This window comes from Rhizobium sp. P2_G9 (assembly GCF_056403475.1).
In genome coordinates, this window is the sequence record NZ_JBFUFK010000011.1 from 19,172 (window position 1) to 42,208 (window position 23,037).

The 23,037-nt window shown below is 61.1% G+C and carries 24 protein-coding genes and 1 pseudogene; 15 read left to right on the top strand and 10 right to left on the bottom strand.

Translation table 11 applies throughout. The features are described 5' to 3' along the window. Positions 1-28: 28 nt before the first annotated feature. From AC1DYF_RS10970 to AC1DYF_RS10980, 3 genes are read right to left on the bottom strand one after another with little or no spacing between them, the layout of a single operon-like run. Positions 29-283, bottom strand: coding sequence for a Txe/YoeB family addiction module toxin (locus AC1DYF_RS10970; RefSeq protein ID WP_477876761.1), 255 nt, complete (start codon positions 281-283; stop codon positions 29-31). Next, positions 280-537, bottom strand: a complete 258-nt coding sequence (locus tag AC1DYF_RS10975; protein ID WP_477876762.1) for a type II toxin-antitoxin system Phd/YefM family antitoxin — start codon at positions 535-537, stop codon at positions 280-282. The genes AC1DYF_RS10970 and AC1DYF_RS10975 overlap by 4 nt, the downstream gene beginning before the upstream one ends. 42 nt (positions 538-579) lie before the next feature. After that, positions 580-1,068, bottom strand: coding sequence for a CreA family protein (locus AC1DYF_RS10980; protein ID WP_477876900.1), 489 nt, complete (start codon positions 1,066-1,068; stop codon positions 580-582). A gap of 176 nt (positions 1,069-1,244) precedes the next feature. Here AC1DYF_RS10980 and aqpZ point away from each other — a divergent pair, with 176 nt between their 5' ends. After that, a complete protein-coding gene (gene aqpZ, locus AC1DYF_RS10985) occupies positions 1,245-1,934 on the top strand; it encodes an aquaporin Z (RefSeq protein ID WP_477876763.1) in 690 nt (229 codons plus the stop codon). A 58-nt stretch (positions 1,935-1,992) separates the two neighbouring features. Here the strand turns inward: aqpZ and AC1DYF_RS10990 are convergent, their stop codons facing one another. Beyond that, positions 1,993-3,363, bottom strand: coding sequence for a TIGR03808 family TAT-translocated repetitive protein (locus tag AC1DYF_RS10990; RefSeq protein WP_477876764.1), 1,371 nt, complete (start codon positions 3,361-3,363; stop codon positions 1,993-1,995). A gap of 114 nt (positions 3,364-3,477) precedes the next feature. Between AC1DYF_RS10990 and AC1DYF_RS10995 the strand changes: the two genes are divergently transcribed. The 5 genes from AC1DYF_RS10995 (at position 3,478) to AC1DYF_RS11015 (ending at position 8,757) form a co-directional block, all read left to right on the top strand. Next, entirely contained in the window at positions 3,478-4,062 is a 585-nt protein-coding gene (locus AC1DYF_RS10995; protein WP_477876765.1) for a TMEM175 family protein, read from the top strand. A 69-nt stretch (positions 4,063-4,131) separates the two neighbouring features. Further along, positions 4,132-5,088, top strand: coding sequence for a L,D-transpeptidase (locus AC1DYF_RS11000; RefSeq protein ID WP_477876766.1), 957 nt, complete (start codon positions 4,132-4,134; stop codon positions 5,086-5,088). 107 nt (positions 5,089-5,195) lie between these two features. Beyond that, positions 5,196-6,779, top strand: a complete 1,584-nt coding sequence (locus AC1DYF_RS11005; RefSeq protein WP_477876767.1) for a Na+/H+ antiporter — start codon at positions 5,196-5,198, stop codon at positions 6,777-6,779. A 91-nt stretch (positions 6,780-6,870) separates the two neighbouring features. Beyond that, positions 6,871-8,388 (top strand): winged helix-turn-helix domain-containing protein, encoded by a 1,518-nt coding sequence (locus tag AC1DYF_RS11010; protein WP_477876768.1) that lies wholly within the window; start codon positions 6,871-6,873, stop codon positions 8,386-8,388. Between the two features lie 111 nt (positions 8,389-8,499). After that, a complete protein-coding gene (locus AC1DYF_RS11015) occupies positions 8,500-8,757 on the top strand; it encodes a hypothetical protein (RefSeq protein WP_477876769.1) in 258 nt (85 codons plus the stop codon). Between the two features lie 34 nt (positions 8,758-8,791). Here AC1DYF_RS11015 and AC1DYF_RS11020 read toward each other — a convergent pair whose 3' ends face one another. Beyond that, positions 8,792-9,403: a TetR/AcrR family transcriptional regulator gene (locus AC1DYF_RS11020; RefSeq protein ID WP_477876770.1), complete on the bottom strand. Its 612-nt coding sequence runs from the start codon at positions 9,401-9,403 to the stop codon at positions 8,792-8,794. A gap of 104 nt (positions 9,404-9,507) precedes the next feature. Between AC1DYF_RS11020 and gstA the strand changes: the two genes are divergently transcribed. Continuing rightward, positions 9,508-10,185: a glutathione transferase GstA gene (gene gstA / locus AC1DYF_RS11025; protein ID WP_477876771.1), complete on the top strand. Its 678-nt coding sequence runs from the start codon at positions 9,508-9,510 to the stop codon at positions 10,183-10,185. A 60-nt stretch (positions 10,186-10,245) separates the two neighbouring features. Here the strand turns inward: gstA and AC1DYF_RS11030 are convergent, their stop codons facing one another. Next, the gene (locus AC1DYF_RS11030) at positions 10,246-11,235 is read right to left on the bottom strand and encodes a zinc-dependent alcohol dehydrogenase family protein (RefSeq protein WP_477876772.1); all 990 of its coding nucleotides are present in this window, start codon (positions 11,233-11,235) and stop codon (positions 10,246-10,248) included. Between the two features lie 104 nt (positions 11,236-11,339). On the opposite strand from AC1DYF_RS11030, the gene AC1DYF_RS11035 reads away from it, so the two are divergent. Next, complete coding sequence (locus tag AC1DYF_RS11035) at positions 11,340-12,200, top strand: LysR family transcriptional regulator (protein ID WP_477876773.1); 861 nt, start codon at positions 11,340-11,342, stop codon at positions 12,198-12,200. A gap of 54 nt (positions 12,201-12,254) precedes the next feature. Here the strand turns inward: AC1DYF_RS11035 and AC1DYF_RS11040 are convergent, their stop codons facing one another. Then, complete coding sequence (locus tag AC1DYF_RS11040) at positions 12,255-12,857, bottom strand: superoxide dismutase (RefSeq protein ID WP_477876774.1); 603 nt, start codon at positions 12,855-12,857, stop codon at positions 12,255-12,257. 181 nt (positions 12,858-13,038) lie between these two features. On the opposite strand from AC1DYF_RS11040, the gene AC1DYF_RS11045 reads away from it, so the two are divergent. The 3 genes and pseudogenes from AC1DYF_RS11045 to AC1DYF_RS11055 all read left to right on the top strand — a co-directional run bounded on the left by AC1DYF_RS11045 (position 13,039) and on the right by AC1DYF_RS11055 (position 14,338). Further along, positions 13,039-13,491 (top strand): hypothetical protein, encoded by a 453-nt coding sequence (locus AC1DYF_RS11045; protein ID WP_477876775.1) that lies wholly within the window; start codon positions 13,039-13,041, stop codon positions 13,489-13,491. A gap of 181 nt (positions 13,492-13,672) precedes the next feature. Further along, positions 13,673-14,031, top strand: a pseudogene (locus AC1DYF_RS11050) (type II toxin-antitoxin system RelE/ParE family toxin). Next, positions 14,018-14,338, top strand: coding sequence for a helix-turn-helix domain-containing protein (locus tag AC1DYF_RS11055; RefSeq protein WP_477876776.1), 321 nt, complete (start codon positions 14,018-14,020; stop codon positions 14,336-14,338). Before AC1DYF_RS11050 ends, AC1DYF_RS11055 begins: the two are co-directional and overlap by 14 nt. Positions 14,339-14,366: 28 nt before the next feature. Here AC1DYF_RS11055 and AC1DYF_RS11060 read toward each other — a convergent pair whose 3' ends face one another. Next, positions 14,367-15,812, bottom strand: coding sequence for an RtcB family protein (locus tag AC1DYF_RS11060; protein WP_477876777.1), 1,446 nt, complete (start codon positions 15,810-15,812; stop codon positions 14,367-14,369). A gap of 147 nt (positions 15,813-15,959) precedes the next feature. Further along, positions 15,960-16,979: a LacI family DNA-binding transcriptional regulator gene (locus AC1DYF_RS11065; protein ID WP_477876778.1), complete on the bottom strand. Its 1,020-nt coding sequence runs from the start codon at positions 16,977-16,979 to the stop codon at positions 15,960-15,962. A 463-nt stretch (positions 16,980-17,442) separates the two neighbouring features. Here AC1DYF_RS11065 and AC1DYF_RS11070 point away from each other — a divergent pair, with 463 nt between their 5' ends. The 3 genes from AC1DYF_RS11070 to AC1DYF_RS11080 are packed head-to-tail and all read left to right on the top strand — an operon-like array spanning position 17,443 to position 20,337. After that, positions 17,443-18,441 carry a substrate-binding domain-containing protein gene (locus AC1DYF_RS11070; RefSeq protein ID WP_477876779.1) on the top strand — a complete coding sequence of 333 codons (999 nt, stop codon included), beginning with the start codon at positions 17,443-17,445 and terminating at the stop codon, positions 18,439-18,441. A 52-nt stretch (positions 18,442-18,493) separates the two neighbouring features. Continuing rightward, positions 18,494-19,282 carry an ATP-binding cassette domain-containing protein gene (locus tag AC1DYF_RS11075; protein WP_477876780.1) on the top strand — a complete coding sequence of 263 codons (789 nt, stop codon included), beginning with the start codon at positions 18,494-18,496 and terminating at the stop codon, positions 19,280-19,282. Then, complete coding sequence (locus tag AC1DYF_RS11080; RefSeq protein WP_477876781.1) at positions 19,279-20,337, top strand: ABC transporter permease; 1,059 nt, start codon at positions 19,279-19,281, stop codon at positions 20,335-20,337. Before AC1DYF_RS11075 ends, AC1DYF_RS11080 begins: the two co-directional genes overlap by 4 nt. Before the next feature lie 194 nt (positions 20,338-20,531). Here the strand turns inward: AC1DYF_RS11080 and AC1DYF_RS11085 are convergent, their stop codons facing one another. Then, positions 20,532-21,371: an SDR family oxidoreductase gene (locus AC1DYF_RS11085; RefSeq protein WP_477876782.1), complete on the bottom strand. Its 840-nt coding sequence runs from the start codon at positions 21,369-21,371 to the stop codon at positions 20,532-20,534. A 328-nt stretch (positions 21,372-21,699) separates the two neighbouring features. Between AC1DYF_RS11085 and AC1DYF_RS11090 the strand changes: the two genes are divergently transcribed. Then, on the top strand, positions 21,700-22,989 hold the full coding sequence (locus AC1DYF_RS11090; protein ID WP_477876783.1) for an arsenic transporter: 1,290 nt from the start codon (positions 21,700-21,702) through the stop codon (positions 22,987-22,989). Positions 22,990-23,037: the final 48 nt, after the last annotated feature.

Consider the following 23,037-nt stretch of genomic DNA (forward strand, 5'->3'; position numbering starts at 1 on the left):
TGAGATTTCGGCTGCGACAGTCAGTCTATCAGTAGTGAAAACGACATTGTGCGATTAGAAGCGCATCTTCTGTCGGTCGATAGACGAGGCGATGCTCCTGGTCTATCCGGCGTGACCACCAGCCCGTGAGTTTTCCGCGGAGTGGTTCAGGCTTACCAATCCCCTGAAACGGTGTGCGTTGTGCTTCCTTGATGAGCGAATTGATCCGCGCCAGCATCTTCCTATCCGTGGCCTGCCAGGAGAGATAATCCTCCCAGGCCACTTCATGGAAAATCAGCTTCATTTCAGAAGCTCGTGCTCATGCCCATTCTCGCCGGAGTCCAAATCTCGCACGGCCTTCAACAGCCGCTCGGCATTATGAGGGTTCTTTAGGAGGTACTGCGTCTCTTCGTAAGAGGCGAAGTCTTCCAGCGACATCAGCACCGCTGCAGGTTTGCCGCGCTCACGGGTAATAAGCAGCGGTGCATGGTCCTCGGCGACCTCGTCGAGCCGGGCCGCTAAGTTTTTTCGGAGATCGCTGTAAGATGTCGAACGCATAAGGATATTGTACTCAAATAAGTACAATAAGCAAGCATCACGTCACTCCGGCTTGCCTTTCGTCCACGTCACCTGCTGTCCGTATAGCGGCACCGTCGAGATCGCCATCTTGGCCGAGCCGTTTACCACCTGGCGTGAATGGATGAGATAGATCAGCGTGTCATTGGTCTTATCGTAGATGCGGGTGACGATCAGCGATTTCCAGAYCAGCGACAGGCCGGCGCGGAACACTTCTTCGCCGCCGCGGCCGAGCTCGATGTCGCCGATGGTGATCGGGCCGGTCTGGCGGCAGGCGATCGAGGAATTGGACGGGTCCTCGAACCAGTTGCCCTTGCGCAGCCGGTCGATGACGCTGCGGTCGAAATAGGTGACATGGCAGGTGACGCCCTGGACCTTGGGGTCCTGCACCGCGTCGACGAGAATGTCGTTGCCGGTCCAGTCGACACCGACCTTGCCGACAGTCTCGGCGGATTCTGCGCTCATGCAGCCGGCAAACAGCGCCAGTGCCGTCAAAATTGCTTGAATTCCCATGCGCATGGTGAAGCTCCCTGTCCGGCGTGAATTGCCATCGCTGCTGACGTGGCGGCGCGGATTGCCTAAGTCAAGGGCTGCTTACCGGCGTGATTCGATTGCGCAATGCTCCCATTGCGGGCAAGGCTGTGAGCGATATGATAGCAGCGACTCAAAAAGCATTTTTCGGGGGTTACATGTACAAGAAGTGGACTGCGGAATTTCTCGGCACATTCTGGCTTGTCTTCGGCGGTTGCGGCAGCGCCGTGATCTCGGCGGCGTTTCCGAGCGTCGGCATCGGCCTGCTTGGCGTCTCGTTCGCCTTCGGGCTCACGGTGATGACCATGGCCTATACGGTGGGTGGCATTTCGGGCGGCCACTTCAATCCGGCTGTGACGGTGGGGCTCGCCGCAGCCGGCCGTTTCCCGATATCCGGCGTGATTCCCTATATCATCGCCCAGGTGATCGGCGCGATCGTGGGTGCTGCTGTGCTGTACCTGATCGCCAGCGGCAAGGCGGATTTCACCGCCGGCGGCTTCGCGGCCAACGGCTATGGCGATCACTCGCCCGGCAAATATGGGCTGCTGTCCGCCTTCGTCGCTGAGGCCGTCCTGACCTTCATGTTCCTGATCATCATTCTCGGCAGCACGCATGGCCGGGCACCGGTGGGCTTTGCGCCGATCGCCATCGGGCTTGGCCTGACGCTGATCCACCTGATCTCGATCCCGGTGACCAATACCTCGGTCAACCCGGCACGTTCGACCGGCCCGGCGCTGTTTGCCGAAGGAGGCTGGGCGATTGGCCAGCTCTGGCTGTTCTGGCTTGCCCCAATCCTCGGCGCACTCATTGCCGGGGTGGTCTGGCGGGCGCTGGCAGAGCGGGACTGATACGAGTTTTGTGCATGTCTTTATCCCGAAACCAGTGACCACTCTCGGGAGACATGCGTTATGACACTTGGTTGCCGGCGATGCTGAGATTGGCGTAGTCGCCGGCGCCATCCTTGGCGAGGTCGCCGGAGACCTTGTCCGCCCAGCGGAAGCCGGCGATCGCCACATCGGAAATGTCCGAGAACTGATTGTCGCGGATCATTGCGGTGCCTGCGTTCTCGACGACACTGACGGCGCAGCCGACCGGCGCCTTGCGCACGACATTGCCGCTGACATTGACATTGCGCAGATAGGGACCCCAGCCGAGCTGCAGGCCCCAGAGCGGTACGTTTTCCACCACATTGCCCGAAATCACCGCGTCGGCCTCCGCCGAAATACCGATGCCGAAAAATTGGCCGTCTTCCTGATAGGGAGCGTCAGAATGCAGGTTGCGGACGATGTTGCCGGAGATGATCGCCAGCCGGCCGCCCTCGTTGAAATTGGTCGACGAAATGCCGTTGGCGGCGCCATCGACGAGGTTGCCGGTGATGACGGCGCCTTCGAAGCCGAATTCGGAATAGATCGCCATTTCGCCCGAGTTCAGGCATTTGTTGCCGGAAATCTGGATATTCGAGCCGGCATTGGAGCGCACGGCGGTGAAGGCGCAGTCGCTGACCTGATTGTCCGAGACAATGACGTCGTCGGCACGAAAAATGTTGATGCCATTGCCGTTCTGGCCGGTGCCGCCGCCCTTCGCGGCAATCCTTTCGACGCGATTGTTGGCGACGATCGTGCCGTCATGGCCCTTGGTCCAACGATGAACGAGGACGCCGCCATTGCCGCAATCGCTGACATGGTTCGAACGGATCTCGAAATCCGAACATTCCACCGCATAGATGCCGGATTCGGCCGCACCCGAAATCCTGTTGTCGGCGAGCCGGCCGGAGGAGCGCTCCGACCAGATGGCGAATTTGGAGGCGCCGAGGATCTCGCAATTGTCGATGCTAAGATCGGGCACATCTCGCAGCGTCAGAAGCCCCGGCTGGTCATCATTGAGCCAGCGATTGGCGCCGTCGATGACAAGATTGGCAAGCTGCAGCCGCTTGGTGCCGAGGGCATTGAGGAATTTGCCGTCGCCGGTATAGGCAAGCCTGGTGGCGCCGGCCACGCCTTCGATGCGGACATTTTCCGGCAGGTCGATATCGGCGATCCGGTAGATGCCGGGCGGCAGGAAGATCGGCACATTGCGGCACGAGGCATCCGCCAGCATCAGCGAAAAAGCTTTTGCCGCGGGGTCGAGCGCATTCGGCTGGACGCCATAGTCGCCGGGCGACAGCGAGCCGCGGAAATCCGCCGCGGCCATCAATGATGGGTTGCCGGCTCTGGCCATTGCCGGCAGGGTGGCGGCAAGGCCTGCTAAAAACGCGCGTCTCGATATCGAAGCTCTCATCGTCATGCCGGAAACGAGCAAGCGGCGTGCCAGGAGATATGTTCCGGAACAGGACATCGCCTTGCCGCCGGACATGTGTTAAGGCGCTTTCGAAGCAATGGCAGAGGGTGGCTGATGGGCAAGGGGCGGATAGAGGCATTTTCGGATGGCGTGATTGCGATCATCATCACCATCATGGTGTTGGAACTGAAAACGCCGCATGGTCCGGAACTGCATGACCTCCTGGCACTCTGGCCGGTCTTTCTCTCCTATGTGCTGAGTTTCATGTATGTGGGCATCTACTGGAACAACCACCACCACATGTTCCACGCGGTGAAGAATGTCACCGGCGGGGTGCTCTGGGCCAATCTGCATCTGCTGTTCTGGCTGTCGCTGACGCCCTTCACCACGGCCTGGATGGCCGAGGACCATTTCGAGAGCCTGCCGGTCGCGCTTTATGGTCTTGTGCTGGCGCTTTGCGGTGCGGCCTATACGATCCTGATGCGGGTGCTGCTGCATCATCATGCCAAGGACAGCCAGTTGGCACGCGCCGCCCAGGGTGATCACCGGGATTGGCTGTCGGTGATCGCCTATGCGATCGGAATCGCGCTTGCTTTCGTCGTGCCCTATGTCAGCCTTGCCATCTATGCGCTCGTGGCGCTCGTCTGGCTGATCCCGAGCCGCCGCTTCGAACATATCCTCCGCTCCGAGAACGCGTAAAGCCGGCGGCAAGCCCCGCGCCAGATGCCTATGGCATGCCGGATAGGCATTTACGCGCGCGGATTCACCATGGCCAGATCCTTTTCCCGACTGCTGTTCGTAGGCTCTACCCTCATCGTCCTTGCGGGTTGCACCGCCGACGACCGAACAGGGCAATTCCTCAACGACGTCAACGTCTACGACACCGGTTCCATGGACGCGGAACGGTTCGCCCGCCAGACCTATCCCGTCTGGAACCGGACAGGCCCCTACAAGGAGCGCGATCTCTTCCGCGAAGAGCAATACACTACCAACCACAAGCGCTATGTCCGCTCTCAGCCTGAAAACATCCCCGTCTATACGTCCGATGACGGCGATACCGAGGGCACGCATCTGGATCCCGGCGTGTCGGCCAGCGATATCGATCCGCAGCCGAAACGGAAAGTGATCTACAAGCGCGTCGAGACCGACACCAGCATGGTGACGCAATCGATCCCGACGACCAGTGTCGCACTCTACGACAAGGTCGACGATGCCGGCCATTGGCTGCCGCCGATCCCGACCGAGGACGTGGCGTCGAAATATCTGCGCGCCGAGGTCGATTACCCCTCCAGCGAGCAGCCCGGCACGATCGTGGTCGACACCGCGACTCGGCATCTCTACCTGATCCTCGGCCATGACCGGGCGATGCGCTATGGCGTCGGCATCGGCCGACTGGGCTATGCCTGGAAGGGTCGCGGCGTGATCCAGTACAAGCGCGAATGGCCACGCTGGACGCCTTCGGACAATTACGTCTCCGAAAAGACCGACATGAAGATGTTCTCCGCCTCCTATGGCGGCCTGGTCGGCGGCATCAAGAACCCGCTCGGGGCGCGCGCGCTCTATATCTATGCCGATGGCAAGGACACGCTGTTCCGCGTCCATGGCACGCCGGACTGGAAATCGGTCGGCAAGCAGGCCTCGTCGGGCTGCATCCGCATGTTCAACCAGGATGTCATCGACCTCTACGGCCGCGTCAAGGACGGTGCGACGATCATTGTCGATTGATTGAATAGCTTGACTGCAAGGCCGCTCCTGTTCGCCGGATTGCCTCTGGACGTCGGCCTCGGCTTCGCTATTACATAGAGCTTCCGTAACACTCGAATTGCGAGCTCATGGACTCAACGCACCTGTTCGAACTGGTGATTGCCATGTTCATGGCGATCATCGCGCTACATTACGTTGCCGAACGGCTGGGATTGCCGCCATCGGTGGCGCTGCTTTCGGGCGGGGCGCTGCTTGCCTTCCTGCCTGGCCTGCCGACGATCACGGTCGATCCCGGCCTCGTGCTCGTCATCTTCCTGCCACCGCTTCTGATGGATGGCGCATGGGCGATCGCGCTTGGCCGGTTGCGCCGGCATGTATTCGGTATCGCCTCGCTGGCGATCGGTGCCGTGTTTTTCACGTCTGCCGTCGTTGCCGTGGTGACGCATCTGTTGTTTCCAGCACTGCCTTGGGCGGCCTGTGCCGTGCTGGGCGCAGTCGTTTCGCCGCCCGATGCGATTTCCGCCCGCGCCGTGCTGCAGCGGGTGAGACTGCCGCGGCGGCTGCAGATCCTGCTCGAAGGCGAAAGCCTGCTCAACGATGCGAGCGGCCTGGTGCTCTTCCGTTTCTCGGTCGCTGCAGTCGTCACCGGTGTCTTCAGTACTGCCGATGCCGTGGGAAGCTTTTTCCTGCTGGCGGTTGGCGGCGCGCTTGTCGGCATCGCCGTGGGCACGGTCTGGGTCTTGTTCGTCCGTCGCCTGAGCGACGAATATCTGATCATCGCCACCACGACCTTATTGGGCTGGGTGTCCTATCTGCTCGGCGAAATGCTCGGTGTCTCCGGCGTCATCGCCACCGTCACCGTCGGCCTGATCGCCGGTTGGTATCAGCACACGCTGCTTTCGGCCGCGACCCGCATGCGCGGCACATCTTTCTGGACGGTGATCATCTTCCTGATGGAGGCGGCGGTTTTCATCCTGATCGGGCTCTCCTTGCGCGGCGTCGTCGAGCGCGGCGGCGGCTTCGGCGTGGTGCTGGCAACCATGGGCGGGCCGATCCTGGTGATCCTGCTCGCGCTGACGCTGGCGCGCTTTGCCTGGGTGTTCGGGTCCGACCTGGCGATCGCGCTTTGCAATGCGCTGGGTCTTAAGCGTTACAAGCCGCTTGGCGCCCGCGGCTCCACCGTGCTTGGCTGGGCGGGCGTGCGCGGCGTCGTCACTCTGGCGCTGGCGCTCAGCTTGCCCGAGGGCTTTCCCGGCCGCGACTTCATCCTGGTGACATCGTTCGCCGTCATTCTCGGCACCGTGCTCATCCAGGGCACGACGCTGGGCCGCGTGATCGACTGGGCACGGCTGAGCGAGCCGCAGTCGGAAAAGCCGAAGATGAGCATGAGCCAGGCGGAGGCGTCGATGGCGCAGGCGCAGTTCGCCACCGTCCAAAGCCACGCTTACGACAGCGACGGCACGCTCATCCATCCGCAATTGCTGGAGCGCTATCAGCGGCGGGCCGTGGCAATCGTCGACTATGCAGAACGGACGGAGCATTACACGCCCATGCTGCAGGCGCATTTCGACGTCGTCCTCGCGGCAGTCGCCACTGGACGACGCGAACTCATTCGATTGCACCGCGCAGGCGATATCGATGACGAAACATTGCACGAATTGGAACGCGATCTCGACCTTGAGGAACTGACGGCGATTTCGGCCAAGTCGTAATCGTGCCTAACCAATGTCCTTAAGATGAGCCGGTAGCAGCAACCGACTTTCGCTTTGCGACAGGGCGACGCACCTCCTATAAATGATCGGCATGGAAATAGATCGTTTCGGTCCATTCACGCTCGACGTGCGCCGCGGGGTGCTCCTGCGCCAGGGATCGCCGATTGCCGTCAATCAACGCGCGCTCGCCATTCTGGGGGAACTCGCTGCGGCCAAGGGAGAGGCCGTGAGCAAATCGCAATTGCTTGCCAATGCCTGGCCCGATGTGCTGGTCGAGGAAAATAACCTGACGTTCCAGATTTCTGCGCTGAGAAAATCGCTCGGCAAAACCGATGAGGGCGAAGACTGGATCGTCACTGTGCCGCGGTTTGGATACCGCCTCGCGTTGCCGGATACGGCCCGGCAATCATCTTCGTCTGAGTTCGACAAGCCTCGCTTGGCCGTGCTGCCATTCACCGAGCCGAGGAGCGATCCCGATGCCGCCTATTTCGCCGAAGGGGTTGTCGGCGACATCATCACCGCACTCAGTCGCTTCAAGAGTTTTGCGGTTGTCGCCCGTAGCGCGTCTTTCCATCTGCGAGGCGCGTCTGCCCAGGAAGCCTCAAACAGGCTTCAGGTCCGCTATGTGCTGCAGGGAAGTGTCCAGCGCGAGAGGGATCGTATACGGATTTCTGCCGAACTCGTCGATGGCACTGATGGCCGCCAGTTGTGGGCAAGGCGGTATGACGGCTCGATCGACCAGATCTTCGATTTCCAGGACAGGATCGCCGAAGATGTCGTCGCGCTGATCGAACCGAACATTCAGCGCGCTGAGATTTTGCGCGCCAGAACCGAGCGACCCGGAAGCATTGCCGTCTACGACATCTATCTGCAGGCGCTGGCTTTGATATCCACCGAGTCGGAGCAGGATAACGCCGCGGCATTCCTTCTTCTTCAAAAGGGATTGGCACTTGCGCCCGATAATGCTCTGCTTTTGGCGCATGCCGTCTGGGCGATCGAGCATCGGACGACAATGGGGTGGCCCGCCTTGACCGCCGACGACCGCGGGCTATGCATCGAATTCATCCACCGTGCCCTTCGCCATGCAGACGGCGATGCAATCGTGATGGCGCATTGCGGCATAGCGCTGCTGCAAACGGCGAAGGATTATCGATGGGGCATGTCGGTCATTCAATCGGCAGTCGAGGCCAATCCCAACAATCCGATGGTCGTCGTCAGGGCAGGAGTGGCGCATCTGCATTGCGGCAGCGTCGAGCAGGCGCTCGACTTCTTCCATCGTTCCAGCCTGCTCAGCCCCGGCGACCCGGGGGCGCATTTCGCTCTCTCCGGCATGGGGCATGCTCATCTTATCCTCGGCAATTTTGAGGAGGCCATAGTGTGTGCCGGGCGGGCTCTGGCGAGCAATCCCAATTTCGACCCTGCGCTCTGGGTATTGATTGCCGCCAACGCGCATCTCGGACGGCTTGACGAGGCGCGTCATTGTCTCGGAAGGCTGCGCAAAATGTCGCCGGCGGTTACGCTTGAAAGCATCGAGGCCGGTCAACCTGCTTTGCATCGAGGCCGCGTCGAAACGCTGCTCGAAGGTCTTCGCCTGGCAGGCTTGCAATAGGTATTTCGCAGCCGGCCGTTCACAACAATTAGCAATTATTAGGCGACGGCTGAAGGACATTTCATCCGCGCCGACCGATGCTCTCTCCTGTCATCGAACAGGGAGGCCATCATGATCACCACGCTGACCATATTGTCGCTCGACCAGGGCAAGATCTACTGCCCGGAGCCTGTTCCGGTCGAGGAACTTGATCTCGATGCGATCGCCGCTCGCCACATTTCCAGGGTCGGATCGCCTGTCATACGAGCCCGGCCGGACCCTGGAAGGCTTAACCGGGTGTTTCGAGTTTCAAGCGGCGTTCTTGAGCGCCTCGGTGGTCTGTTGCTCAGGCTATGCTTTCGGCGACGGTCTGTTGGCGAAATTGGATAGTAGCAGTCTTGGTGTCCTGCGTGTTCGTCTTCGCTCACGCTTTGCCACAGATCATCTCGACGCCGGCTGCGGCCAGCGCCCTGAGGCTTGCCTCGCTGTCGCCGGCGCGCGAGCGCACTGCCAGCGAATGCATGATGGCGGAGGCCAGCTTCGCCAGCATCTTCGGATCGGTGCCTTTGGGCAGTTCACCCTTCTCGATAGCCAGTTCCAAACGTGATTCAATTTTTGCGTCGAACTCATTGAGACTGCGACGTAAAACCTCCTGGACGCGGAGGTGCTGCACCGATTCCACCGTCGCCGTGCCGATCAGGAAACAGCCGCGCGGGCCGGATATGCCGTGCAGGTAGATGGCAAGCGCCGTGTCATAGATATTGGCGATGTTGTTGCGGATCGGCAGTGACGGATCAAGCGCCTTGTCCAGGGCTATGTTGCTGTCGGCCCGGTAGCCCTCCAGCGTGTCCACATAAAGGTCCAGCTTGTCGCCGAAAGCGCCATAGAGGCTGGGCCGGTTGAGTTCGGTGGCTTGGCTGAGATTGTCCAGCGATGCTCCGGTGAAGCCGCGGTCCCAGAATACCTCCCTTGCACGGCTGATTGTCTTCGCCGCATCGAAGGCGCGCGGCCGGCCGCGTTTCTTTTCGTCCTTCATAATTGTACCGCCTCGCATAAAATTCTTGACCAAATCAATTTTATGCGAAATAGTACAAATGTTCAATCGCAATGGCGCGGTGTGATCCGCGCGGGAGAGGAACGATGAAGCTCTACATGCATGCCGCGGCCTGCTCGATGTCGCCGCACATTATCAGCCGCGAACTCGGCCTCGATATCGAACTGGTGACCGTCGACCGGCAGACGCACAGGACGAGCCGCGGCGAGGATTATCTGGCGATCAATGGCAACGGCTATGTGCCGGCGCTGATGCTTGATGACGGCAAGGTGCTGACCGAAGGGCCGGCGATTGCGCAATTCCTGGCCGACAGCACGCCCGAAGGCACGCGCATGCTGCCGCCCTCGGGCACGTTTGCCCGCAGCGAAATCCAGTCCTACCTGAACTTCATCACCTCGGAACTGCACAAGCCGATGGCGATGTTGTTCAACGCGGCGCTGGCGGGGGCGCATGACGGTATCCGAGGCACGGTGGAGAAGCGGCTCGCTTGGATGAGCGACAGGATGGCCGGCCCTTACCTGACCGGCGAGGCCTTTACCGTCGCTGACGCCTATCTGTTTGTCTGCCTGAACTGGGCGCCCTGGATCGACATCGACATGGACCGCTGGCCGAAGCTGCAGGTCTTCCGGCAGGCCGTCGCGGCGCGTCCAAGCGTCCAGGCAGCACTCGAGGCGGAAGAGCTTCATCCGTTCGAAGCGGGTGGGACGTTCTTTGCTCCGCGATCCTATGTCGATATGCGGAGCCCGGTGCGGGTAACACCCTGATCGAGATATCTGGTCAATAGCCGCCGCGTCGTTGCCGCGATGCGGCGGCTCTCTTTTCACTCAGGCGATATCGATCACCAACTTGCCCTGGGCCTGGCGGTTTTCGATCAGGGCATGGGCTTCTGCCACGTCCGAGAGTGTGAAGCTGCGGGGATCAAGCTTCGGCACAAGTTTGCCGGCATCCGCCAGCGCCGTCGCCTGCCGCATGATCTCGCCGTGATGCTCGTGGCCTTCGCCTGTGAGTAACGGCAGCAGCGTGAACACACCGCTATAGGTCGCTGACTTGAAGGACAACGGCGCCAGTGCATGCGTGCCCCAGCCGAGCGCGCTCACCACATGGCCGAAACGCTTCACCGACTGGAAGGCATTGTCGAGACCTGCGCCACCGACAGTATCGTAGACGATGTCAAAGCCTTTGCCGTCGGTGTGGCGCGCGACGTAATCCTCGACGCTTTCATTCCGATCGATCGGCGTCGCGCCGAGGCTGCGGAGGTAGTCCGCCTTTGCCGCACCGTCGACGGCAAAGACTTCCGCCCCTTTCGCCCGGGCGATCTGGACCGCGACATGACCGACGCCGCCGGCGCCGCCGAGCACGAGCACCCTCTGGCCAGGCTGAATATTCGCCCGGTCGACGAGACCTTCCCAGGCGGTGATGAAGGCGAGCGGCAGGGCGGCGGCTTGACGCATCGACAGATGCGAGGGTTTTGGCGCAAGCAGCCGCGCATCGACGGCGGCGTAGTCGGCCAGCGAACCCTGGATGCCGCCGACGCCGCCGGTCATCCCATAGACCTCGTCGCCCGGACGGAAGGCGGTGACGCCTTCGCCCACAACCTCGACCACGCCGGCAAGATCGATGCCGAGAATGGCGGGCAAGGGGTGGCGAGCATGAGCGGCCTTGCCGGCGCGGATCTTGGTGTCGAGCGGGTTGACGCCGCTGGCGCGGATGCGGACCAGGACTTCGCCGGCGCGCGGCTCCGGCCGCGGCATATCGGCGAGGCGGAACCGGGCGTCGGGAGCATCGAGAATCAGGGACTTCATCATAGCGGCCATTGGGGGTCTCCGTGTTTGCATGGCCATATATGTGGCACCTTCATTCTTGTATGAATATCAAAAATACTGTTTAATATCCATGCGTTTTTGTATGGGATACTGTGATGGAATGGAGCGATCTCAGGATTTTCCTGGCCATTGCCCGCGAGGGCACGCTGGGTGCGGCGGCCCGCAGGCTCGGCGTGACGCAACCGACAATGGGACGGCGGTTGAAGGCGCTTGAGACAGCCGTCGGCCAGACATTGTTCCAGCGCACGGCGGATGGATTCGTGCTCACCGACGAGGGCGCGGCGGTGCTGCCGCATGCGGAGCGGATGGAAGAGGAGGCGCTTGGCTTGCAGCGCGCGCTCTCCGGTTACGATCGGCAACTCGATGGGTTGATCCGGATCTCATCTTCGGATTGGTTCGGCCGGCATATCCTGTCGCCGATGCTGGCGCGGTTTCATCGCCGCCATCCGAATGTCGTGGTGGAGCTCATCACCGACAGCCAGCTTCTCAATCTTTCGCGGCGGGAGGCGGACCTGGTTTTCCGGATCCGGCCATTCACCGAGCCGGATGTGATTGCCCGGAAATTCATGCATGTCGAATACGGCGTCTACATCGGCGCAGACTATGAGGATCCTGTGGCCGGAGATGGCGAGGGTCTTGAACTGGTGACGATGGATGAGGCGTTCAGCGGCATGCCTGATGTCGCCTGGCTGAAAGCGCAATTTCCCAAAGCAAGGGTGGCGATGCGCAGCAACAATCGCGATGTGCAGGCGGCTCTTTGCGCCGGCGGCGTCGGTATCGCTGTCCTGCCGCGACCGCTCGGGGATGCTGTTCCCGATATTCGCTGCGTTCCGCTTTCTGAAATGCCGCCGTCGCGGGACACCTGGCTTGGCTATCACTGCGACCTCAAGCGTCTCGCGCGGCTTCGTGCCTTGCTCGACAGCCTGCTCGAACAGGAGAGCGGCAGCGGAAAATGAAAACACCCGGCGCTGGCGGCAGCACCGGGTGTTTTGCTTAGCGGGACGTCGTGCTTACTTGGTCGCGGTTTCGTACATTTCAGCCACGTGATCCCAGTTGATCAGGCTGTCGACGAAGGCTTCGAGATATTTCGGTCGGGCGTTGCGGTAGTCGATGTAATAGGAGTGTTCCCAGACGTCGACGCCGAGGATGGGGCTGGCGCCATGCACGAGCGGGTTCTCGCCATTCGGGGTCTTGGAAATTTCGAGCTTGCCATCCTTGACCGAGAGCCAGGCCCAGCCGGAGCCGAACTGGGTGGTGCCGGCATTGATGAAATCGGCGCGGAACTTGTCATAGCCGCCGAGATCGGAATCGACCGCCTTGGCCAGCGCGCCCGGCAGGCTCTTGCCGCCGCCGCCCTTCTTCATCCACTTCCAGAAATGGATGTGGTTGTAGTGCTGGCCGGCATTGTTGAACAGGCCGGCATTCTTGCCGAACGACTGCTTGACGACGTCTTCGAGCGACAGGTTCGCCATGCCGGATTCTTCCGCCAGCTTGTTGCCATTGGTGACATAGGCCTGATGGTGCTTGTCGTGGTGGAATTCCAGCGTCTCGCGCGACATGAATGGGGCAAGCGCATCATAGTCGTACGGCAGGGGCGGAAGTTCAAAAGCCATGGTCGTCTCTCCTTAATTCATCCTTGTGGCCAAGGAATAAAAGCCGGTTGGAACATAGGTTTGCCATCGTTGGAAGGCAACAGTCGACGGCGAATAAATTCGCTGCCCTAACGTCTCTACCGACTTGTTGTTTCCGACAGTCGCTTTAATCATTCAGATTGAATCCATGTGGAGGACCATCATGCTGAAACCCGCCAAAACTGCCCTCATTGTGCTCGCGCTCGCCACGCCGGGCGCCGCCTTCGCCGCGTCCAACGGCGCCGCCGACCCGTTTGCCGGCCAGGTCGAACAGAAATGCATGGATGCCGCCGGCGCCGACTTCCGCCGCCCGCAGGTCGTCGTCGATCCCAGCGGCACCGAGACCTATGGCCTGGCGATCGTGATGGGTCGCTCCAAGGAGCTCAGGGGCAGGGCCGCGGTGATCTGCATTGTCGATCGCAGGACCGGCAAGGTCGAACTGGGCAGCCCGCTCGGCACCGATGTCGTCCGCGTGCGCGGTCCGAAGCAGGACAAGGAAAATGGTGGCGACGAAAACGGCAAACGCAACAAGCGCAACAAGATGGAAAACCAGAACGACAATACCGGCGCCGGCGGCCAGGATGATAACGACGACGATTCGGACGGCGGGCAATAAGCCGGTTTGAGTCTGAAGGACAAAGGCAGCCGGTCCCTGTCGAACTGGCAGCAATGGTTAAAGCCCTTCCCGTCAATGCGGAGAGGGCGGGTTGTGCTGTTGACGTGACGCATCGCCTCAGTGTCACTGCGTTCCATTCGGCGACTTGAATCGGGTGGCACCTGGTGCTATCTTTTTTGTAATGGCTCGGGTCTTCAAGACGACGTGGTTTTCAAAGGCGGCGCGTAGCGCCCGGATAGGTGATTCCGAGTTGTGCAAAGCAATCGGAGAGGTCGCGCTTGGCTAGGCCGATAACCTCGGCAGTGGCGTTTTCAAGAGCGCCTGAATGACAATCGCCATCGATCGATCATTTTGGCGAAGAGCGGGGAATTTTGGGTGTTTGCTTATCTGTTCGCCAAAAAGGATCGAGCCAATATCACAGACGATGAATTGGCTGCGTTTCGCAAGCTCGCCGCCCTTTATCGACAGAAATCGCCGGGAGCCCTGGCAAAAGAACTGGAGATCGGCGAACTCGAGGAAATATGCCATGCGGAAAAATAGCTTCAAATCCGATGCCTTCGAGGCGATACACAGCGCAGTTTCCGGAATGGTTCGAGCGGGGACGGTGTCCAAGGTGACCCTGCGCGAATTCGATGATCTCTGCCTTGAAAAAGCTCTCGATCTATCACCCGAGGAGATCAAGCATCTTCGGGAAGGAAGTCATCTGAGCCAACCGGTTTTTGCCCGTTATCTCAACACCAGCGAATCCACGGTGCAGAAATGGGAGTCGGGGGCAAAGCGCCCATCGGGTACCGCACTGAAGCTGCTTTCCATCGTGCGGAAGCACGGCGTCAGCATTTTAGGCTGATGCCGCTATTGGGTTCAAAAGCGTTGGCTCACCCCTTCACCGTCAGCAATGGCTTGATGCGAACGCCCTTGTGGACCATGCCGGCGGCACACATCGCTTCCACCACATCGTCGATCGGCCTGTAGGCGGTCGGCGCTTCCTCTTTCAGCCGACCCAGGGCCTCGCCGACGATCTCCGGGCGGCTGCGGATCATCGGATCATCAAGGTCCACTGGCCCGACCACTCTGAGATGATCGAAGGATGAGGGCGCCTTGCGCGCTTCTTGCCGCGACAGCCGGCGGCCGGCGCCGTGGGCGGAGGATTCAAGCATCGTGGGATTGCCGCAGCCACCGAGCAGCCAGGTGCCGTCGCCCATCGAGCCCGGCAGGATGACGGGTTCGCCGATCCAGGGAGAAGCCGGCATGCCGCCGGGGCCGCGGCTAGGGCAGGCCCCTTTGCGATGCAGGGCCGTCTGTCCGTCATCCTCGATCCAGATCGCATTGTGGGGCGCGTCGTAGACAGTGCGGAAGCCGAGAGTGCGCCCGGTCGCCCGGCTCAGCGCCTCGACCGTCTGGAGAGCGAGAAAGAAACGGTTGGCGAAGGCGGCATTGACCGCATTGGCCTGACCCATGACGAAACGCGCATAGAGAGCGGCATCCGCGTGTCGCGAGAGAAGGCGGTGATCTTGCCGCTTGCCCTTACGCTGCGACAGCCGTTCACGCGTGGCGGAGCCGATCCGCTGGCCGAAATCGAGCGATCCGGAATGCACGACGACGATCAGCGAGGTGCTTCCGACGCCCAAAGCCTGGGCAAAAGCGGCATCGGCGATGCTTTCGACGCGGCCGATTTCGACGAAATGATTGCCGCCGCCGATGCTGCCGAGCATGGCGTCGTGGCGGAAATCGTCGTCCGGCGAAGCGTAGTGCGCGAAATCGGGGTCGATTCCGGTTGTGGCAAAGGCGCCGGTATCGCAGGTGCGGTCGAGGTCGGACCAGTATTGGCCGATATCCAGCTTTTCCAGCAGGCCGCGGCGGCGGACGGCGAGGCCTTCGAAGAGGCCGGGCAAGCCGTCACGCAGCAGCGCCTGGCGGTGGTGGCCGGTCAGAGCGATGTCGCGGCCGCCCTGGAAGAAAATATGCCGTAGATGATGATCGAGGGCAGGCGGCAGATCGTCCGGGCCGACACCATCGACCACGATCATGCGCATGCCGCAACCGATATCGTTGCCGATCATATGCGGCAGCAGGCCGCCCTCGATATCGGCGACCACGCCGACCGGCACCGGCTTGCCGGGATGGAAATCGGGCGTGGTGACGATCGAGCGGATCGAGGCCGAGACCTCGTCGCAGGCTGCGGCGTCAGGCAATGCCTCTGCCAGATCCCTGTAGGACTTGCGCTTCTGGCTTTCGGTTTCGTTGAAGGCTGACACCGAATGAACGGTATAGTCCGATACACGCAGTGACGCGATACCGGCTTTCGTGAGCGGTTCTTGCATGATTATGCTCCGTTTGCTTGCGGGTCAGCAGCCGCGGCAATACGGAGTGGCGCTCGGATAGCAGATGTGGCCTGTGATGTAAACGCTGAGCCAATTGGCGCTGTTTCAATGCCAGCATGCCGGTGGACGCCGTGTGCGTTGGCCGCCTCAGCCGCTTTGACCGGGGCGCAAGGCTAAGGGCACCAATTTTTGCACCAGGCTTTTGGGGAACGCCCCGGCATGTTGCGGCATCCTGCTCAGGAGCGCGATTGCGAGTTCTTCCCCAAGACGATCGAGGGAAACACTGAAGCAGGTTAGCGCGGGCGCGAGGAAGCGGATGGTTGGTTCGTCGCGGAAGCCGATGAGCGCGAGGTCTGCCCCCGGCACGGCACCGATCTCGGCCAACCGCCTGTATATGCCGATGGCCGTGATCTCGTAGATCAGCAGCACCGCCGTGGGCGCATTGGGGACGGCACGCATGCGGTCAACCAGCTCGTAACCTGCCTCCTCATTTCGGCGCGTGACGAAGACGAACTGCGGGTCGAATGCGATGCCGTTGCGCTCCAGCGCCTTCTTGTATGCGTCAGCGAAGACCGGACCGAAGTTGATGCCTCCGTAGGGCAAGGTGACGGCAATGCGGCGATGACCCTGCTGCACAAGGCGGTCGACCGCGGCATCGGCAACACCCTCGAAATCCATGTCGATCCACGGATAGTCGCTTCCGGAACGGCTTCGTCCGAGCGTGACGAATGGAACGCCGGCGGCTTCGAGCATGTCGATACGTGGGTCGATCGTCTGTGTGCCCGACAGTATCATTGCGTCAAACACCCCGCGCGCCACGTAGCGCTCGAGGAAGCGATGGGAATCTTCGTTGGTCGGCCGTGGCAGGACAAGCAGGTCGAGACCATGGCGGGTGAGCACCGACTGGACGCCGTCGAACACGCCCATGAAGAAATATTCGCTGCTGGGAGCATTGTCATGGTCAAGGTCCATCATGAACCCGACCGAGCGTGAGCTGCCCTGCGCCAATGCCCTTGCCGCCTGGTTGGGCGCGTAGCCGAGCCGGCGCGCCGCCTCAAGCACGATGCGCCGTGTGTTGTCGCTGACATCCGGCTTGCCATTGAGCGCACGCGACACAGTGCCGGTAGAAATACCGAGTTCCTTGGCCAGTCGAGCTATGCCCCGCATGAATTCCTCGTGCTCTTTGTTTCCTATTGACATGAAACTCACAAAAATAATAGCTTCGTAAGCGCTTACGGAACTTCCGTAAGCGCTTACGGTAGGGTGCGCTCTGGGAGGAGATCATGACGAGCCGTGCAGTCGGATTGCGGGAACCCTGCGGGGAGCAGGACCTTCACCATGGACGGCTTGCCCAGCCGTGCGCAGACCGGGCGAATTGGCCCATGCGGCGATTATCCAGCCGCGATCGTCACCGTGAAACGGGTCACCATCGATCGGCATGTGCCGATAGCCGGTGCCACAAGGCCGCTCGAACGATCGGCAAATGCAGTCGCGTTGTTTCAAGCAGGTGAAAATGAAGATCTCGCGGCCCGGCTGCGAGGGGAAATTCAGCGCTCGCCCCTGACCGGTTCGCGAGCGAGGCAGCTTAGAAGCGCATCTCACATCAAGCCAAGCACAAAGGGAGGACTATATGACTGTTTATACAAGGACGCTGAAGTCCATTGCGACCGCAGCCCTGATGATCGCCGCATTTTCCGCCGTCGCCAAAGCGGGTCCGCTTCCCGACAAGTGGTGTTCGAATGTCCATATCCGCTTCTTTACCGGCGGCGGCGAGGGCGACGCGTTCGGCACCATCGTTTATAACGGCGCCAAGCAGGCAGCCGCCGATACTGGCGCGCAGGTGGACTATCTGTTTTCGAAGTGGAACTCGGAAACGATGATCCAGCAGCTGCGTGAGGCGATCGCGGCCAAGCCTGAAGCGATTGCCATGATGGGTCATCCCGGCAATGCAGCGATCATGGGGCTGGCCGACGAAGCCTCCAAGGCCGGCATCAAGATGATGTATCTCAACGTTCCCGTCGACGAGGTCGTCGCCAAGTTCGGCGGCGGCTATGTCGGTGCCCAGCAGAAGGCCCAGGGGCGGGCGTTGGGCACCGAAGCCCTGCGCCGCTTCGGGTTCAAGGCTGGCGACGTGGCGATCGTCATCAGCGACTTTGCCCAGGCAGAGCGTGCGCAGCGTGAGTTGGGCATCATCGAGGTGTTCGAGGCGGCGGGCATGAAAGTCGTCAAGCTGCAGCAGCCGGAAGAAATGAAGGCCGATCCGAATGCGGGCATTCCGATCATCACCGCAGCGCTCGCTGCCAACCCCGGCACGAAGGTCATCGCCTATGCCGGCGGTCAGCAGCTGGGCACCGCGCCCGCCTATATGAAGGCGGCCGGCAAGAAGCCGGGGGAGATCATCAACATTTCCTTCGACACCAGCCCGCAGATCATCCAGGCGTTCCGGGACGGATGGGTGCAGCTTACGGCCGACCAGCAGCCGTTTCAACAGGGATACCTTCCGGTGCTCAATCTTTGCGAGCAGGTGGTTCTCGGCCTTGGCCCCGTAAACGTGGATACAGGCGCCGGATTTGTCACGCCAGAGAACTATGAGGCAGTCGCCAAGCTCGCCGAGCAAGGGCTGCGCTAGTCACCTGCGGAACCCGGCCACTGGCCGGATTCCCCTTGCTGGAAGGCGAACGATGAGCGATCGGATAATAGAACTAAGGGACGTCAAGAAATCATACGGCCAAGTCTATGCCCTCGGCGGTGTTGACCTGCATGTCGGCAAGGCCGAGGTGGTCGGCCTGGTCGGAGACAATGGTGCCGGCAAGTCGACCCTGATCAAGATCCTTGCTGGCGCAGTCCGGCCGTCAAGCGGGGAGATCCTCGTGCACGGCGAGCCGGTGACGGCAAGATGGAATGCAGCAAAGTCGAGGCAGGCAGGCATCGAGACTGTGTTCCAGGATCGCGCGCTCGCGGTCCAGCAGACGATAACCTGGAACATTTTCATGGGCCGCGAGATCGTCGGGCCACTCGGTTTCCTGAGGGCGCGCAAGCAGCGCGAAGAGGCGGCCCGGCTCATGCGTGAGATCGGCTTTACGTCAAAAGTGTTTGGCCCGAACTCTATCGTGGGTCAATTGTCCGGCGGAGAAAGGCAGGGCGTCGCGATCGCGCGGGCGCTCTACAATCAAAGCGAACTCATCGTGCTGGACGAACCGACGACCGCACTCTCGCTCACCGAAACCGCCAAGGTGTTTCATTTCGTCCGTCAGGCACGCGCAGCTGGACGTTCGATCCTGTTCATCGGGCACAACATACACCACGTCTTCGATATTGCCGACCGGTTCATCGTTCTGGATCGGGGGAGGGTGGCAGTGCAGGCAACCAAAGCCGAAATCGGTTCTGCGGAGAGGTTGATCAAGTTCATGGAAGATATCGCGCATCCCGGCGAGATCGGGCGTCAGCTGCTTGAAAGGGCGTCCATATGAGCGAGTTGATGCTGGACGCACCGGAGAAGGAAATGGATGGATCGCTCGACGCCGACGCTGTGCGCAGGCTGGCCGAGGGCAACCACGCCGATCAGTCTCGCCTGCGCAGGTTCGCCATCGATAACCGTGCCGCGATCGGTTCGGCGTTGGTCGCGGCAGTCATGCTGGCAATTTTCTATGTCGGCAATCCGGCGGTCTTCGCTCAATGGACCATCTACAAGGCGGTGTTCACCAGCCTGCCCATGGTCCTGTTCGTGGTGGTGCCCCTGGTTTTTGTCGTCACCGTCGGCGAGATTGACCTGTCGTTTCCGGCGACCATGGGCATGGCGGGCTGGGCATTCGCCCTTGTCGTTCAGGCCGGATATGACCCCTTTCTGGGGGGGCTGGCTGCGGTTGCAACCGGGCTGTTGCTTGGTTTTTGCAATGGCTTTCTGGTGGTTTACGGCAATCTCTCGTCACTGATTGCGACGCTTGGAATGAACTTCATGCTTCGCGGCCTCATCCAGATCAAGACGGAGGGGATTTCCATCGCCTTGGTGGAGCTGCGAGACAGTCTCGCATATCGTGTTCTGGCGGCGGACGTGTTCGGAATACCTGCCCAGATCGGCTGGGCTCTGCTGTTCATCATCGTCTCGGCGCTGCTCTACAACCGCCATCGATTCGGTGTCCGTGTCCACATTGTCGGTGACAACCCCGAAGCAGCGCAGCAGATGGGCATCAATGTCAAGCGTGTGCGGCTTCAGACCTTTGTCTTCGTCGGCCTCGGTGCGGCGCTGGCAGGCGTGTTCTCGGTGTTCATCAATTTCACCTGGTGGCCGACTTCGGGCGATGGCTACCTGCTCCCCGGCCTGGCGTCGGTCTTCGTCGGCGGAACGGCGCCGTGGGGCGGCATCGGAACGATACTCGGAAGCGCCATCGGCAGCTTCACGGTCTCCTTCATTCAAACAGGAGTCGTCGGCGTCGGGCTTTCGGGCTTCTACACCCAGTTCTTCTACGGTCTCATCATCATCCTGTCCTTGCTTGGCCACCGCTGGAACCAGGTGAGGTATCGCTGACAAGGCCAGTCGCATGCCATCCGGGCAGATTGCGCGACCTGAATCGGGTGAACTTCGCACGCCAAGCGCTGTCGGCTCGTCGCGCACCAGAGGCCGGGCGCCGAAATGCAATGCGCGCCAGAGCCAGGCAGTTACTGCATCGGCTCTGGCGTGTCGGCGGGGACACCCATGACAGATCACGACGATGCGGCCGATCACAGCCGCTCTTGCTGGACGCCGCTGAAACGCAGTGCGCGTCCGTCCTGGTCGACAATCGCCCGCATTTCCCGCTCGAGAAGATCCTTGTCGTCGACGCCCCGCAACAGGCGACCGGCGAGAGGATCGAAGCGGCCTGCCGCGATATCGACGATCAGCTCGGCGGCGCGTGCAGGCGGCACATCGACACCGTCATCAAACAGCTTCTGGATGCCAGGCAGATGCGCCTTGCCTGCATCGGAAAAGAGCTGCAGCTCGGTCATGGAAGTTCGGACCAAGCCGGGGTCGACGGCGAAAGCACGAACGCCGCTATCGATCGTCGTGTCGTTGAGACATTCGGTGAACCGCATGATCGCTGCCTTGCTGGCGGCATAGCCCGACCCATTGGGGAAGCTGTTGCCGGTGCCCCCGCCCACCAAATTCACCACGCGCCCGGATCTCCGCACCAGCATGCCGGGTACGGCGACCTGACAGGTGTTGAACGTGCCGCGCAGATTGATCTCAACATCTTGCCACCAGGTCTCCGGCGAACACTCCCAGATAGGACCGAAGGCGCGAAACGAACCGTGGTTGTTGACCAACAGGTCAATCGATCCGTAACGTGATGTGATCTGTCGGAATGCGTCTTCGACCGCGGCACGATCGACCAGATCGACCGCGATGGCCATGGCGGTGCCGCCTGCATCTTCGATGGCCGAAACCGTCGTCTCGATCTCATGGGCGGTTCTCGCGAGTGCAGCGACTTTGGCACCATTGCGAGCCTGTTGGAGGGCGATTTCCCGCCCGATGCCTCGGCCGCCGCCGGTCACGACCGCTACGGTTTCCTGCAGTTTTTTCATCAACTCGTTCCTCCGCGAGAGTTTACAACAGTCATTGCCAAAGTGTGCTTTGTATGTCCGTAGTCGGTGCGCTACATCGCTGCGATGATGGTTATTGGCGTCATAGCAAGGACCTCTGCGCATCTTAGCGGATGAGCGAGGGCATAGGAAACCGGTTGATCTCCCGCCAACAAATGGCGCGGCTTCGATGCCGCCGCGCGGCTCGCATGAAGGATCCCCTAAACGTCTCGCCGGGAGGGACGCGGCATTTTTCCGGATCGATAAGGACAGTGGCGTTTCTCTCATTGCGGACGGCGCCTGGCCGAACTAAACGGGCAGGGCGCAATTCATGGATCGGGCGATCTCGATGTTTTCCTCCACTTATGCCACGCCGGCGGTCATTGCCGTCGCGGCCGCAACTGCGTTGTGTCTGATCATGCGGCCTTTTCGTCTGCCCGAAGCCGTATGGGCGATGCTTGCGGCTGTCATTCTCGTATCCACCGGGCTCCTCGCGCCCTCCGAAGCGTTTGCAGGTGCGCGCAAGGGCCTTGATGTCTATTTGTTTCTCATCGGCATGATGCTGCTCTCGGAGCTCGCCCGCAAGGAAGGGCTGTTCGATTGGCTTGCTGCCGTCGCCACCGGTCACGCAAATGGCTCGCCCGGTCGCCTGTTCATCCTGATCTACGGCGTCGGCACGGTCGTCACCGTGTTCCTCTCCAACGACGCCACGGCGGTCGTGCTCACTCCGGCAGTCTACGCGGCCTGTCGCGCGGCCAAGGTGAAGGATCCTTTGCCTTATCTCTTCATCTGCGCCTTCATTGCAAATGCCGCGAGTTTTGTGCTGCCGATCTCCAATCCCGCCAATCTGGTGATCTTCAATGGCGGGCGGATGCCGCCGCTTTTGCAGTGGCTGCGGGTTTTTACGCTGCCTTCAATGGTCTCGATCGTGCTGACCTATATGCTGTTGCGATGGACGCAATCCCGGCAATTGAACGACGAAAAAATCGCCGCCAGCGTCCCCACGCCGCCACTGCCCCATGCCGCAAAAGTCGCAGGTGCAGGTCTGATCGCAACAGCCTTGGGGCTCGTCGGCGCCTCGGCTTTCGGTGCGGATCTCGGACTGCCGACCTTCATTGCCGGCGTCGCTACCCTCGTTCTGGTCTCCGTCTTGAACCGGGAGGCGCCGCTTGACGTGCTCAAAGGCGTTTCGTGGGCTGTCCTGCCATTGGTCGCCGGTCTGTTCATCATCGTCCAGGCTCTCGCCGGGACCGGGCTGATTGCAGAGCTCGGAAAGGCGCTGGCAACTCATGCTGCATCCGCCCCGTCTTATGCTGCAATGATCGTCGGCATGGCGACAGGTGTGGTCTCGAATGCGGTGAACAATCTTCCGGCCGGCCTGGTCGCCGGCAATGTCGCACAGGCGGCACACGCATCGATTACGATCTCCGGGGCTATTCTGGTCGGCATAGATCTCGGGCCAAACCTCTCCATAAGCGGCTCGCTGGCAACGATACTCTGGCTGACGGCGCTGCAGCGCGAAGGTGTCACCGTCAGCGGGCTACAATTCTTCAAGCTGGGATTGGTGGTCATGCTCCCAACGCTGGTCGCAACGCTCGTGGCCCTCATCGCGGTCAACTAGCGGAAGTTGTCACCGGTTTGCGGACGGCGGGCCAGCATCGGGCAGATC